General features: G+C 65.4%; 10 protein-coding genes. 5 read left to right on the top strand and 5 right to left on the bottom strand.

The genetic code is table 11. The features are described from left to right. Positions 1–11: 11 nt before the first annotated feature. On the bottom strand, positions 12–1,499 hold the full coding sequence (locus AC1DJW_RS06645) for a CoA-acylating methylmalonate-semialdehyde dehydrogenase (protein WP_476901013.1): 1,488 nt from the start codon (positions 1,497–1,499) through the stop codon (positions 12–14). A 127-nt stretch (positions 1,500–1,626) separates the two neighbouring features. On the opposite strand from AC1DJW_RS06645, the gene AC1DJW_RS06640 reads away from it, so the two are divergent. The 5 genes from AC1DJW_RS06640 (at position 1,627) to AC1DJW_RS06620 (ending at position 8,555) form a co-directional block, all read left to right on the top strand. Continuing rightward, positions 1,627–3,270, top strand: a complete 1,644-nt coding sequence (locus AC1DJW_RS06640) for a PucR family transcriptional regulator (protein ID WP_476901012.1) — start codon at positions 1,627–1,629, stop codon at positions 3,268–3,270. Positions 3,271–3,456: 186 nt separating this feature from the next. Beyond that, complete coding sequence (locus AC1DJW_RS06635; RefSeq protein WP_476901011.1) at positions 3,457–4,737, top strand: FAD-dependent oxidoreductase; 1,281 nt, start codon at positions 3,457–3,459, stop codon at positions 4,735–4,737. A 23-nt stretch (positions 4,738–4,760) separates the two neighbouring features. Continuing rightward, on the top strand, positions 4,761–5,369 hold the full coding sequence (locus tag AC1DJW_RS06630) for a TetR/AcrR family transcriptional regulator (RefSeq protein WP_476901010.1): 609 nt from the start codon (positions 4,761–4,763) through the stop codon (positions 5,367–5,369). A gap of 4 nt (positions 5,370–5,373) precedes the next feature. Continuing rightward, complete coding sequence (locus AC1DJW_RS06625; protein ID WP_284751030.1) at positions 5,374–7,056, top strand: ABC-F family ATP-binding cassette domain-containing protein; 1,683 nt, start codon at positions 5,374–5,376, stop codon at positions 7,054–7,056. A 305-nt stretch (positions 7,057–7,361) separates the two neighbouring features. Next, on the top strand, positions 7,362–8,555 hold the full coding sequence (locus AC1DJW_RS06620) for an MFS transporter (RefSeq protein ID WP_459342414.1): 1,194 nt from the start codon (positions 7,362–7,364) through the stop codon (positions 8,553–8,555). A gap of 189 nt (positions 8,556–8,744) precedes the next feature. On the opposite strand, the gene AC1DJW_RS06615 is transcribed toward AC1DJW_RS06620, so the two are convergent. The 4 genes from AC1DJW_RS06615 to AC1DJW_RS06600 are packed head-to-tail and all read right to left on the bottom strand — an operon-like array spanning position 8,745 to position 12,700. Then, entirely contained in the window at positions 8,745–9,137 is a 393-nt protein-coding gene (locus AC1DJW_RS06615) for a hypothetical protein (protein WP_390281449.1), read from the bottom strand. Positions 9,138–9,194: 57 nt separating this feature from the next. Further along, positions 9,195–10,439, bottom strand: coding sequence for an ABC transporter permease (locus tag AC1DJW_RS06610; protein WP_476901009.1), 1,245 nt, complete (start codon positions 10,437–10,439; stop codon positions 9,195–9,197). Next, positions 10,436–11,164 (bottom strand): ABC transporter ATP-binding protein, encoded by a 729-nt coding sequence (locus AC1DJW_RS06605; protein ID WP_284751034.1) that lies wholly within the window; start codon positions 11,162–11,164, stop codon positions 10,436–10,438. The genes AC1DJW_RS06610 and AC1DJW_RS06605 overlap by 4 nt, the downstream gene beginning before the upstream one ends. A gap of 6 nt (positions 11,165–11,170) precedes the next feature. Further along, positions 11,171–12,700, bottom strand: coding sequence for an efflux RND transporter periplasmic adaptor subunit (locus tag AC1DJW_RS06600; protein WP_390281444.1), 1,530 nt, complete (start codon positions 12,698–12,700; stop codon positions 11,171–11,173). Positions 12,701–12,715: the final 15 nt, after the last annotated feature.

The following is a 12,715-nucleotide window of genomic DNA, read 5'->3' as shown; positions in this document are numbered from 1 at the left end:
AGGCAGTCTGGTCAGTTGTTCTGCGGGAATCCGAGGTTGATGCCGCCGTGGCTGGGGTCAAGCCAGCGGGTGGTGACGGCCTTGCCGCGGGTGAAGAAGCCGACCCCCTCCGTGCCGTGCGCGTGGGTGTCTCCGAACAGGGAGTTCTTCCAGCCGCCGAAGGAGTAATAGGCCATCGGGACAGGCACGGGCACGTTGATGCCCACCATGCCCACCTCCACTTCGTTCTCGAAGCGGCGGGCCGCACCGCCGTCGTTCGTGAAGATCGCCGTTCCGTTGCCGTAGGGGTTGGCGTTGATCGTGGCGAGGGCCTCGTCGTAGCTGTCCACGCGGACCACTGAGAGCACCGGGCCGAAGATCTCGTCGCGATAGATGGACATGTCCGTCGTGACGTTGTCGAACAAGGTGGGGCCGACGAAGAAGCCGTCGCCTTCGGCGTCGGGCATGACCGAGCGGCCGTCGACGACGAGCGTGGCACCCGCCGCTTCGCCGGCGTCCACGTAGCCGGCCACCTTGTCCCGGTGCACGGCGGTGACGAGCGGGCCCATGTCGCAGCCGCGCAGGCCGTCGCCGGTGCGCAAGGTGCGGGCGCGGCTGGCGATCTTGGCTACCAGTTCATCGGCGATGTCCCCGACGGCAAGCAGCGCCGAAATGGCCATGCAGCGTTCGCCCGCAGAACCGAACCCGGCGTTAATAGCGGCGTCGGCGGCGAGGTCGAGATCGGCGTCGGGCAGGACGATCATGTGGTTCTTCGCCCCGCCCAGTGCCTGCACGCGCTTGCCGTTCGCGGTAGCGGTCTCGTAGACGTACTTGGCGATCGGGGTGGAACCCACGAAGGAGACGGCCTTCACGTCCGGGTGGGTGAGCAGTGAGTCCACGGCCACCTTGTCGCCGTGCAATACGTTGAAGACGCCGTCCGGCAGTCCGGCTTCCTTCCACAGTTCGGCCATCCACACGGCGGCCGTGGGGACCTTTTCGCTCGGCTTGATGATCACCGTGTTTCCGGCGGCGATGGCGATGGGGAAGAACCACATGGGCACCATGGCCGGGAAATTGAAGGGACTGATGACCGCCACGGGACCGAGGGCCTGGCGGATGGAATGGATGTCCACCTTGGTGGACGCGTTCTCCGTGTAGCTGCCCTTGAGCAGGTGCGGGATGCCGCAAGCGAACTCCACCACTTCCTGCCCGCGCGTGACCTCGCCCAGGGCGTCGTCCAGGACCTTGCCGTGCTCTGAGGTGATGATCGCGGCGAGTTCTTTCTTGCGGGAGTTCAGCAGCTCGCGGAAGGAGAACAGGATCTGGGTTCGCCGGGCGAGGGACGTATCGCGCCATGCCGGGAAGGCGGCCTTGGCGGCGGCGACGGCGGCGTTGCCGTCTTCCACGCTCGCCAAAGCCACCCGTGCCGTGACTTTGCCCGTAGCGGGGTTGCTCACGGGGGCGGTGCGCTCCCCGGCCGGGACGTAGCTGCCGTTGATCCAGTGCTCGATCGTGTTCAAGGGTTCTCCTGGGCGTTGTTGCTGAACGAGGTGCTCGCTTCTGCGTTGAGACCAGTTTGTCCGCACCACGTCGCTCCCATAAGAGACGATGTGTAAAGAAATTCCACGTGAGGATTACACTTTGTAAATGCTGCCCTCCCTTCGCGTGATCCTTGACCTTCCCGTCGTGCGCGGCGCCAACCCGGAGGTCCTGGGCGGAGCCGACAGGCTGGACGAGCCTGTGCGCTGGGTTCACGTCAGCGAGATCCTGGACCTGACAGGCCTGCTTTCCGGCGGCGAACTGGTGCTGACCACCGGCCTGGAGCTTGACAAGGAACCCGGCCGCGCGGCGTCGTACATCCGCTCGCTGGAGCACGCCGGAGCGGCGGGCCTGGTCGTGGAACTCACCGCACCCCGCGAGCGTACGACGGCGGCACTGCGGTCCGCTGCCCGCTCGGCTTCGATGCCGGTGGTGATCGTCCGGCGTCGCGTGCGCTTCGTGGAAGTCACGGAGATCGTTCACCGGTTGATCGTTGCCGAGCAGCTCGAACGGGTGGAGCGTGCGCGCGACGTCCATGAGGCATTCACCGTGTTGAGCCTTGAGAGCGCCGGAACGCAGCAAGTAGTGGAAACGGCGGCCGCGATGATCGGTGCGCCGGTGGTGCTGGAGGACCTGCAACATCTCGTCCTTGCCTATTCCGCACGCCACCTGGCAACCACGGAACTGCTGGACGACTGGGAGCGGAGATCACGGACCACCCCTTCGCCGGCGCAGGCCCATGGTTCGGCAAAGCAGCGGGTCGGCGCAGAGGGATGGCTGCAGGTCCCGGTCGGTGTGCGTCAGCAGCTCTGGGGACGCTTGGTGGTTCCGGTGCCCCAGCGCGCCGGAGGTGACGACGACATGGCGGTCATGGTCCTTGAGCGGGCCGCGCAAACCCTCGCCATCAACCGCCTTGCCGAACGGGACCAGCGCGAACTTACCCAACAGGCACAGTCCGGCCTGCTCAACGCGCTTCGCCAGCCGCGCGGACTGAGCGAGGCAGAAGCCCTCGCACGCGCCGGCGCGCTGGGCTTGAAACGATCGCCGTACTACCTTCCCGTGGTGTTCCGGACGGAGCTTCCCGCCGCGGCCCCCTTTCCCGGCGACCCCTTGGCAAGTCAGCAAGAGGAACGCGTCTTGCTGGAAACGCTGGCCAGGGCACTGAAATCCACGGCCAGCAGCGGATTGACGGCCAGCATCCACTCAGGCTCGGTGGGAATGATCCTTGCCCTCCCGGCACGGCAGCTCGAGGAAACCGCGCTGCAGCGCCTGGCCGGCGCACTGCACGCCCACGGCGGCGACTTCGCCCCGCACTGGACCATCGGCGTCGGGCGCTGCCGCTCCTCGCTTCTGGAAGCGGCGGCCGGAATCGACGAGGCCGCGCACGTTGCCGAAACGGCGGCCACCCTCCGCGAGCCAGGCAAACCGTACTACCGCGCCACGGACATCCGGCTCCGCGGCCTCCTGGCCCTGATCCGCAGTGATCCCCGGGTCCAGCAGTTCGTGGAATCCGAGCTCGCGGCCGTGCTGCAGGCCGAAGCCGAAGGCAGGCCCGGTTACCTGGAGCTGCTCGGCCGGTATCTGGAATCCGGAGGCAACAAGGCCGCCATGGCACGCGGCGGATACCTGAGCCGCCCGACCCTGTACGCCCGTCTGGCCAAGCTGGAGGATCTCCTGGCGGTGGATCTGGAGGACGCGGAATCACGGACCTCGCTGCACGTGGCACTCATGCTGCACCGGCTGCGCGGGTAGTAGAGGCTCGCTCACTTTGGGCGCCTTGACGCGATATGTGAGCGAGCGTCGCCGGAAAAGGGGATATATGTGAGCGAGGATCGGAGGGCGAGGGGCGCCTCTGGACACGATTTCCCCACGGGTGCACACTTAATTCAACGCTTGTTGAATTAGTCGCAACAATGAACTTCAACTCCGGGAGTGGCCATGAACCAGCCTGAAGGCACCACATGTGTCATCGCGGGCGGGGGACCCGCCGGGGTGATGCTCGGACTCCTTCTGGCCCGGGCCGGCGTCGAGGTCACCGTCCTCGAAAAGCATGCCGATTTCCTGCGCGATTTCCGCGGCGACACCGTGCACGCCTCCACCATCCGACTCCTGGATGAGCTTGGGCTGGGCGAAGGATTCCGGGCCTTGCCGCAAAGCAAGCTCGGCAATTTCAAACTCCCCACGGGCGGCAAGGAAGTGACCCTGGCCGACTTCGACCGCCTCAAGCCACCCTACGATTACGTAGCCATGGTTCCGCAGTGGGACCTCCTGAATTTCCTGGTGGACGCCGCGCAGCAAGAGCCGCAGTTCACGCTCCGGATGAACACTGAGGCCACGGATCTGCTGTACGACGACGGCGGGAAGGTCGCCGGCGTGGCGTACCGCACCCGGGACGCGGCGTCCGGCGTCGAAACCGGAACAGGGGAGCTTCGCGCGACGTTGACGGTGGCATGCGACGGCCGCAGCTCGGTGCTCCGGCAGAAGGCAGGACTGGTCCCCCGCGAGTTCCCCGTGCCCTTCGACACCTGGTGGTTCAGGCTCTCCCGGCACGCGGACGAGCAGGAACAGTTGGCCTCGATCATGCCCCGCTTCTCCGGCTCCGATGTGCTCCTCAGCCTGACCCGCAAGGACTTTTACCAGATCGCCTACCTCGCGGAGAAGGGCAAGGACCCGCAATTGCGCGCCGAAGGCGTGGAAAGCTTCCGTGCACGCGTGGCCCGCATCCGCCCGGATCTGGCAGACCGCGTAGACGAAATCAGATCCATGGACGATCTCCATTTGCTCGATGTGAAGCTCAACCGGATCAAGCCATGGCACAAACCTGGTCTCCTCCTCATCGGAGATGCCGCACACGCCATGTCTCCAGCAGGCGGTGTGGGGATCAACCTCGCCATCCAGGACGCCGTCGCCGCGGCCCAGCGCATCGCCCGCCCATTGCTTCAAGGCACCCTTGGCGAGGCAGATCTCGCTTCGGTGCAGAAGCGGCGCTGGTTCCCCACCGTGGTGATCCAGAATGCACAGCTTCTCATCCAGAAAGCGGTCTTCGGCCCCGCAGTGAAAGGCCAGTTGATGGGCCCGCCGAGTCCGGTGGTCTTTGTCGCGCTCCACGTTCCCTGGTTCCGGAAACTTCCAGCCCTCATGATCGCCTTCGGCCCGCGGCCGGAGCACGCCCCGGACTTCGCGCGCCGGAAGGCCGCTGTGAACCGGAAGCCGGTGTGAACAGGGGGCGCCGCCCGGGACAAGTGAGCAGCCGGGACGCGGTTCTCCGGGCGGCCCGCGAACAGTTCAGCCGCAAAGGATATGACGCCGCAACGGTCCGGGCCATCGCGGCCGAGGCCGGCGTGGATCCGTCCATGATCAACCATCATTTCGGCACCAAGGAGCAGCTGTTCATGGCTGCGCTCGAATCACCCGTGGATCCCAAGGATCACATATCGGCTGTCCTGGGCGGGCCACGGGAAGGCGCCGGGGAGCGGCTGGTGACGCGCTTCCTCGCCGTATGGGACTCGCCGGCGGGGGCAGCCGGCGTCGCCGTCTTGCGGACGGCGATGCAGCATGAATGGAGTGCCGCGCTGGTCCGCGAGTTCATTCTCAACCGGGCTATCAAACCGCTTCTCGCTGGCCTTGGGGTGCCCGCCGAGGAGGCATCCTGGCGCGGAAACCTGGTGGCGTCGCAGCTTTCGGGGCTCATTCTGACCCGCTACCTGATCAAACTGGAGCCGATCGCCTCGGCGCCGCACGCCGTCGTCGTCCAAGCGCTGGGGCCGACAATCCAGCGCTATCTCACTGGCGCCGTTGGCGCGGACCACCTGGGCGGCGAAGGAGAGCTACGCAGGCCGTGGGAAGATTGAACGTGTGGCCCATATTGACGTTTCAGGCATCGACTACTTCCTCTCCGACGGCACCCAGCTGCTCAACGGTGTGACCTTCAAGGTCCCGGACGGTAGCAAAACAGCCCTGATCGGGCCCAATGGAACGGGAAAGACCACCCTGTTCAAGATCATCGCCGGCGACCTTACGCCTGACGAGGGAGTAGTGGGTCGTTCCGGCACCATGGGCATCATGCGCCAATTCGTCGGCCAGGTCCGCGATGAATCCACCGTGCGTGACCTGCTCGTTTCAGCCGCGCCGCCGGCCCTCGCCGCGGCCGCCAAGGCGGTTGAGGACGCCGAGCTCGCCATGATGGAGCACGACGACGAACCCACCCAAATGCGGTACGCCCAAGCGATCGTGGACTGGGGAGACGCGGGAGGGTACGACGTAGAGACCGTCTGGGACGAGGTCTGCATGGCCGCGCTCGGCATCCCCTTTGACCGCGCGCAGCACCGTCCGGCGTCGAGCCTTTCGGGTGGCGAGCAAAAACGGTTGGTGCTTGAAGCGCTCTTCTCCGGACCGGATCAGCTGCTGCTCCTCGATGAGCCGGACAACTACCTGGATGTTCCCGGCAAGCGTTGGCTCGAAAGCAAGCTCAACGAATCCAAGAAAACCGTCTTCTTCATCAGCCACGACCGCGAGCTGCTCAACAACGCGGCGGGCCGCATCGTGACCCTGGAACCCGGCATCAACGGTGCCGGCGCCTGGGTGCACGGCGGCGGCTTCGGCACCTATGTGGACGCGCGGATCGACCGCAACGCGCGATTCGAGGAACTGCGCAAGCGCTGGGACGAGGAGCACCTGAAGCTCAAGGAACTCGTCATTATGTACAAGACCAAGGCTGCCTTCCGCTCGGACATGGCAAACAAATACCAAGCCGCCCAGACGCGGCTCGCCAAGTTCTTGGAGGCCGGGCCGCCCGAAGCCCTGCCGCTCGAGCAGAACGTGCACATGCGCCTCAAGGGAGGCCGAACGGCCAAACGCGCCGTGGTGGCTGAAAAGCTTGAACTCACTGGCCTCATGAAGCCGTTCTCCACCGAAATCTGGTTCGGGGACCGCGTGGGCGTGCTGGGTTCCAATGGATCGGGCAAGAGCCACTTCCTGCGGCTCCTTGCTGCCGGCGGCACCGATCCGGAGCGCGAGCACTTGCCCGTTTCCGACGTCGAGATCGCCGAAGTTCCGCACGAAGGCACCGTCAAACTGGGTGCCAGGATCCGTCCCGGATTCTTCGCGCAGACCCATTCCCGTCCGGACCTCCTGGGCCGGACGCTCCTGGACATCCTGCACCGCGGCGACGAACACCGTTCCGGCCTGGGCCGCGAAGCCGCTTCCGGCGCGCTCGACTCCTACGGGCTGGTGGGCTCGGCCGAGCAGAAGTACGAGTCGCTCTCCGGCGGGCAGCAGGCGCGCTTCCAGATCCTGCTCCTTCAGCTGTCCGGCGCTACGCTCCTGCTCCTGGACGAGCCGACGGACAACCTGGACCTGCACTCGGGCGAAGCCTTGGAACGCGCCATCGACGCGTTCGAAGGCACCGTCCTGGCTGTCACGCACGACCGCTGGTTCGCGAAGTCCTTCGACCGTTTCCTCGTCTTCGGATCCGACGGCAAGGTCTACGAGTCCGACGAGCCCGTCTGGGACGAGTCCCGGGTAGAGCGGGCGCGCTAGTTTCCAGCCTGCTCCCCCGGGCTGGGAACCCTCGCTCACCTTTGGCGTGTCATCACATGACGCTCGCTCACCTCTAGTGAGCGAGCGTCAGCCCGAAACGCCCCATAGGTGAGCGAGCGTCAGCCTGAAACGCCCCATAGGTGAGCGAGCGTCTGAGCCGTTCGGCACACAGGGAGCAAATGGAATGCACAGGCCGTGGCCTTGGTTGCAGCCATGGACGCGGTAAATGTCATTGTGACGGACCGGAAGCGAAGCACTGAAGAACGCACCCTACTTGAAAATCTCTCCGTGGAAGTTGTGATCGTATGACCACCAGCACCCGAACCGCCCCGAACGTCAAAGCCGCGGCAATCGCCACTTTCCTGGTCTTCGGCATGAACGGGCTGGTTTTTGCCAGTTGGGCGGCACGCATACCCGCCGTGACCCAGACTTTGAACCTGACATCGGGACAGATGGGCACCCTCTTGCTGTGCACCGCCGTCGGGTCCCTTGTTGCGCTGCCCTCCGCGGGATGGGTTGTCGGGAGGATCGGGACGGCTAATACCGTGCGCGCTGCCGGGCTGCTCGCTGCCTCGGCCGGAGCGGCCATCGCGTTCTCCCTGATGGCCGGCTCCGTGGCCGCCACCGCGCTGGCACTGTTTTTCTTCGGTGTGGGGGTAGGTCTGTGGGATGTGTCCCAGAACATCGAAGGGGCCGACGTCGAGCACCGGCTCGGGCGGACCATCATGCCGCAGTTTCACGCCGCTTTTAGCGGGGGCGCCTTTGTGGGTGCGCTGATTGGTGCGTGGCTTTCCGAGATCGGCGTCGGACTTCCGGAGCACTTGCTGGTCATTGCCGGCGTCGTCGTACTACTCACGTTGACGGCGCCGCGTTACTTCATGCGCCACGAAACCGCAGGAACGACGCCCGACGGCGGCGCGCCCGCCGTCAAGGGTCCGTCGGCGTGGCGGGACTCCCGCACTCTGTTGATCGGTGTGGTGGTGCTCGGAGCAACCCTCACCGAAGGCGCCGGAAACGACTGGATCGCCAAGGCCTCCGTGGATGGCCTGAATACGAGCGAATCGACGGGCGCTCTGTTGTTTGCGCTCTTCGTGGCGGCGATGACCCTGATGCGTTTCCTGGGCGGACGCGCGATCGACAGGTTCGGACGCGTAGCCGTGCTGAGGGTCAGCATGGCCGCCGCAGCAGTGGGCCTGGCGCTCTTCGTCTTCGCGGGCAACCTCATCCTTGCCGGGATGGGTGCGGCTCTTTGGGGTATCGGGGCAGCCTTGGCCTTCCCCATGGGCATGTCCGCTGCTGCCGATGATCCGAAACACGCCGCCGCGCGCGTCTCGGTGGTCTCGACAATCGGTTATGTTGCGTTTCTCGCCGGCCCGCCGCTTCTGGGATACCTGGGCGATCTCACAGGCATCCACATGGCCCTGCTTGCCATCGGGGTGCCGATCCTGATCGCCCTGTGGCTGGCCGGCGCCGCGAAGCCTTTGGTTAAAGACAACTGATCCCCACCGCCACCCTCACCTCGCAAGTCCCCACCGGCTCCCAGCCTTCGCAACCTCAGGCAGGGACCCTCGCCGGTGTGGCCCCACGGCCAGGGAACCCTGGCGGCGTGGGCCCTCGCAGTTGTTGTCGTTTTGCCGCGACTAAACGACAACAACTGCAAGTCAGTTGGGTTGCTACGGGGACGGTGGCTACGGAGCCGAGGTGGCGGGTGCCGAAGGAATGGCGGTTGGCGATGCCCCGTTGGTGGGAGCGCCGCTCTGCCGGTTCCGGCCCTGGCCACCGTTGAAGTTCTGGAACTGGCCGCGGCCTGGACGGGCCTGGCCCGCGTCCATTGCCTTAGTGACGCCGACGCCGGCAAAGAATCCGACGGCAACCAGCAGCACTGCAAGGAGGATCTGCGTCAGGCGGCCCATCTTGAAGCGCTTCTTGGGAACGAACGGCTCCGGCGTCTGGGGTTGGCCCCAACCCTGCCCGCTGGGTTCCTGGCCAGTGGCTTGCAGGACCGCGGTTGGCTGTCCGGGGTAGGGCTGCTGGGGCTCCGGCTGGTTCGTGGGACCGGGCTCGGGTGCTGAATAGGACATTTGTGGCTCCTGTTGGCTGTTTCTTCTTTTAGTTGCTGGGAGTGGAACGGTGGGTGGTTATTCGTACCGCAGGGCGTCGATCGGCCGTAGTTTCGCCGCCTTGTTGGCCGGGTAGATCCCGAAGACCAGGCCGATTGCCGCGGATACCAGGAACGACAGCCACACCGTCCACCACTGGACTTCTGGCTGGGTTCCCAACACCGGGAATGCGCTGCCGATGTAGCCCGCAGCGATGCCCAGCACCCCGCCGATCAGCGAAATGATGAGCGATTCGATGAGGAACTGGCTCACGATGCTCCCCCGCGAGGCTCCGATCGCCTTGCGGATGCCGATTTCGCGCGTACGCTCGGTGACGGTGACGAGCATGATGTTCATGACGCCGATTCCGCCAACCAGGAGCGAAATGCCGGCCACGGCGCCCAGGAGGACGGTCAGGGTGGCCGTGGTGGTGGTGGCCGTCGTAAGGATCTGCGCCTGGTTCCGCACTTGGTAGTCACGGTTGGCGGAGGTGACGTTGTGCCGGGCATCGAGGATCATTTGAACCTCGTTCTGGGCCTGGTTCATCACTTCCGCTGATTTGGCCTGGACGGTGATGGAGGCGAGGGAAGGCGAGTAGCCAGTGAACTTGTCCTGGGCTGCGCTGTAAGGGATCACCACAATGTCGTCTGGGTCGTTGAGGCCCGAGGACCCCTTTTGAGCCAGGACGCCGGAGACCACGAAGTTCTGTCCGTTGAGGGCGATCGTCTGCCCCACGGCCGAGGTCACTGAGCTGCCCACGAGGTCTTGCGCCACAGTATTGCCGATCACGGCTACCGCGGTGCCGTTGCTTGCGTCACCGTCGCTGAAGTAGGACCCCGCCGCGAGCGTGTCGTTCGAAATGGAAAAGTACGACGGCGTGGTCCCCACGAATGTTGCGACGGCGTGGGTTGCGTCCTGGTAAGTACCCGTGACGTTCTGTGCCGTGACCACCGGCGCCGTTGCGGCGACGTCGGGGGCCATGACGGGATCTGTCAGCGCGGCCATGTCCTGGAGCGTCAGGTTGGTGCCGCGGGACCGCGGACCGGTGACGGCTTGTCCGCCTGCGGCGCGGCCGCCAGCGGTCGTCTGGCGGCTCACGGTGAGCACGTTGGTTCCCAGTTTGCCGATCTGGGCCTTGATGGCGTTCGAGGTTCCGGCGCCTACGGCCAGGAGGATGATCACGGACGCGATGCCGATCAGGATGCCCAAGGTGGTGAGGATGGAGCGCATCTTGTTGGCCATCACCCCGGTCAGGGCGAAGCGGACGGATTCGGCGATCATCATGCCGGCACCGCCGTCGCTACAGGGTGGGCGTGGACGTCCCGAAGCCGGTGGTCCTCGATGATGTGCCCGTCCTGGAATCGCACAACACGGTTGGCCCGCGCCGCGACGTCCGCCTCGTGGGTAATCATCACGATGGTCCGGCCGTTGGCGTGCAAGGACTCGAAGAGATCCAGGATCTCGTGCGAGGACTTGGTGTCCAAGGCTCCCGTTGGCTCGTCGGCCAGCAGCAACACCGGGTTGGTCACCAGGGCCCGGGCGATGGCAACACGCTGTTGCTGACCTCCCGAGAGCTGCGAAGGTTTGTGGTCGGCCCGTTCCGCCAAACCCACTGAATCGAGCACTTGCAAGGCCCGCTCGCGCCGTTCCTTGCGGTGCACTTTTGCGTACGCGAGCGGCATGGAGACGTTGTCCACGGCCCGCGTACGCGGTATCAGATTGAAGTTCTGGAAGACGAAGCCGATTTTCCGGTTGCGGATCTGCGCGAGCTGGAATTCGTCCAAGGTCCCGGTATCGATGCCGTCCAGGTGGTAAGTACCCTCGGTTGCGCCGTCGAGGCAGCCGATGATGTTCATCATGGTGGATTTTCCGGAGCCCGAGGCGCCGATGATGGCTACGAAATCGCCCCGGTCAATGGAGATGCTTACGGAATCAAGTGCCCGTACTTCGGCCTCCCCTTTGCCATAGATCTTGCTCACGGAGTCCAGTTGGATGACAGCGTCGTTCACGGCTGCTTACCCGCCATTTCCACGTGTGCCAGCGGTGCCGCCCGTAACGCCGGCGCCTCCTGTGCCACCGAATCCACCCGTACCGCCAAATCCGCCCGCCCCGGTTCGTCCGGTGGTGCCGGTGGTGTCCAGGGTGGAGGAGATGGCCGGGAGTTCAATCTGATCGCCCGCGCTGAGTCCGGTGAGCACCTGGGTGCGGCCGTTGTCCGTGATCCCGGTGGTGATGGTCACCGCCGTCGTGGTCCCGTTCTTCATGACGTTGACAGTCTGCTTGGTTCCCGTGGTGGTGATGGCCAGCGAAGGCACCGCCAAAGCGTTCTTGGCAGTCGCCGTGGTTACGGAGATGTTTGCGCTCTGGCCGAGCCGGAGGTCAGCCGGGGGGTTCTTGATGGAGATCGTCACCGGGTAGCTGACCACGTTGTTAGTGGTTGTGGCGTTCTGGGCGATCGCCGTGATGGTACCGGTGACGGGCGCCGCGGAGGGGTCGGTTTTGAGTGCCGGGAAGGTGAAGGTGGCTGAGTCGCCGGTCTTCATGGCGGCGATGTCAGATTCGGCGAAGTTGGCGACGACTTGCAGGTGCGCCGTGTCGCTGATGGTGATCAGTCCTGAGGACGATGTGCTTGCGGCGCTCGTGGAAGCGCTGCCGGTGGAACCGGAAGCCCCGGAAGCCGAGGACCCGGAAGAGCCGGAGCCGCTGCCGGCGTTGCCTCCGACGACGGCGTTCACGGCGGTGACAGTGCCCGAGACCGGGGCCGCGAGGGAGCAGGACGCCAGGTTCTTGGTCGCGGTGTCAACGGCAATCTGGGCAGACGTGGTGTTGGATGTGGCGCCGCCACCGCTCTGGGCGGAATTGAGGGCCGTCGCAGCGGAGGCGATCTGCTCTTTGTCCTTGAGGGCAGAGCTGGCTTGCTGGTTGGCTGCCTGGGTCAGCGCTTGGTTGTCCTTCGCCAGCTGGGCCTGAGCTGCGCTCAGTGCGTTCTGGGCCGGCTGGCTGGTGGGCTGGGCGCTGGCAGCGGCCTGAGCCGTGGCGACTGTCGCATTGTCGTTGTTCACGGCTGTCTGCGCGGCGGCCACGGCACTGGCTTGCTGGCTCGCGTCCAGGTTGGCCGTTTGTTGGGCGTTGGCGAGGCTCTGGTTTGCCGAAGCTACCTGGTTGCTGGCTGAAGCCTGCTGCTGGTTTGCCTGCGCTGCGGCGGAATCCAGTTGCGCCTGGGCAACGGCCAGGGCGTTCTGGGCGTTCGTCGGATCAATGGTGACGAGCACCTGCCCGGCCGCGACTTGCTGACCGGTCACCGCGGAGACCGTGGCGATGGGCCCGGTGCAGTTCTGCGCGTTGATGACCGTGGTGCTTGCGGGCGAGACGTTTCCGCTCGCGGTAGACACGGCGGTGAGGTCCGCTGCGCTGACCGCGACGGTGCGGACGGTGGTGTCCGAAGCCGTCTGCGGGACGCCGTTCAGAACGAAGAAGGCACCGGCGGCAATGCCGACGACGGCCACCCCGATGCCGCCGTTGATGAGTTGAGGTTTTGAGAGCATGCCCGAAGACTATTG

It is taken from the genome of Arthrobacter sp. 05L417, assembly GCF_056397865.1.
This window is presented reverse-complemented; position numbering and strand designations above follow the sequence as displayed.

What these genes read in the sequence shown, in the direction of transcription:
- AC1DJW_RS06635 (WP_476901011.1), top strand. Translation starts at nt 3,457, where the DNA reads ATGAACCAGCCTGAAGGCACCACATGTGTCATCGCGGGCGGGGGACCC.
- AC1DJW_RS06615 (WP_390281449.1), bottom strand. Translation starts at nt 9,137, where the DNA reads ATGTCCTATTCAGCACCCGAGCCCGGTCCCACGAACCAGCCGGAGCCC.
- AC1DJW_RS06620 (WP_459342414.1), top strand. Translation starts at nt 7,362, where the DNA reads ATGACCACCAGCACCCGAACCGCCCCGAACGTCAAAGCCGCGGCAATC.
- AC1DJW_RS06640 (WP_476901012.1), top strand. Translation starts at nt 1,627, where the DNA reads ATGCTGCCCTCCCTTCGCGTGATCCTTGACCTTCCCGTCGTGCGCGGC.
- AC1DJW_RS06600 (WP_390281444.1), bottom strand. Translation starts at nt 12,700, where the DNA reads ATGCTCTCAAAACCTCAACTCATCAACGGCGGCATCGGGGTGGCCGTC.
- AC1DJW_RS06610 (WP_476901009.1), bottom strand. Translation starts at nt 10,439, where the DNA reads ATGATGATCGCCGAATCCGTCCGCTTCGCCCTGACCGGGGTGATGGCC.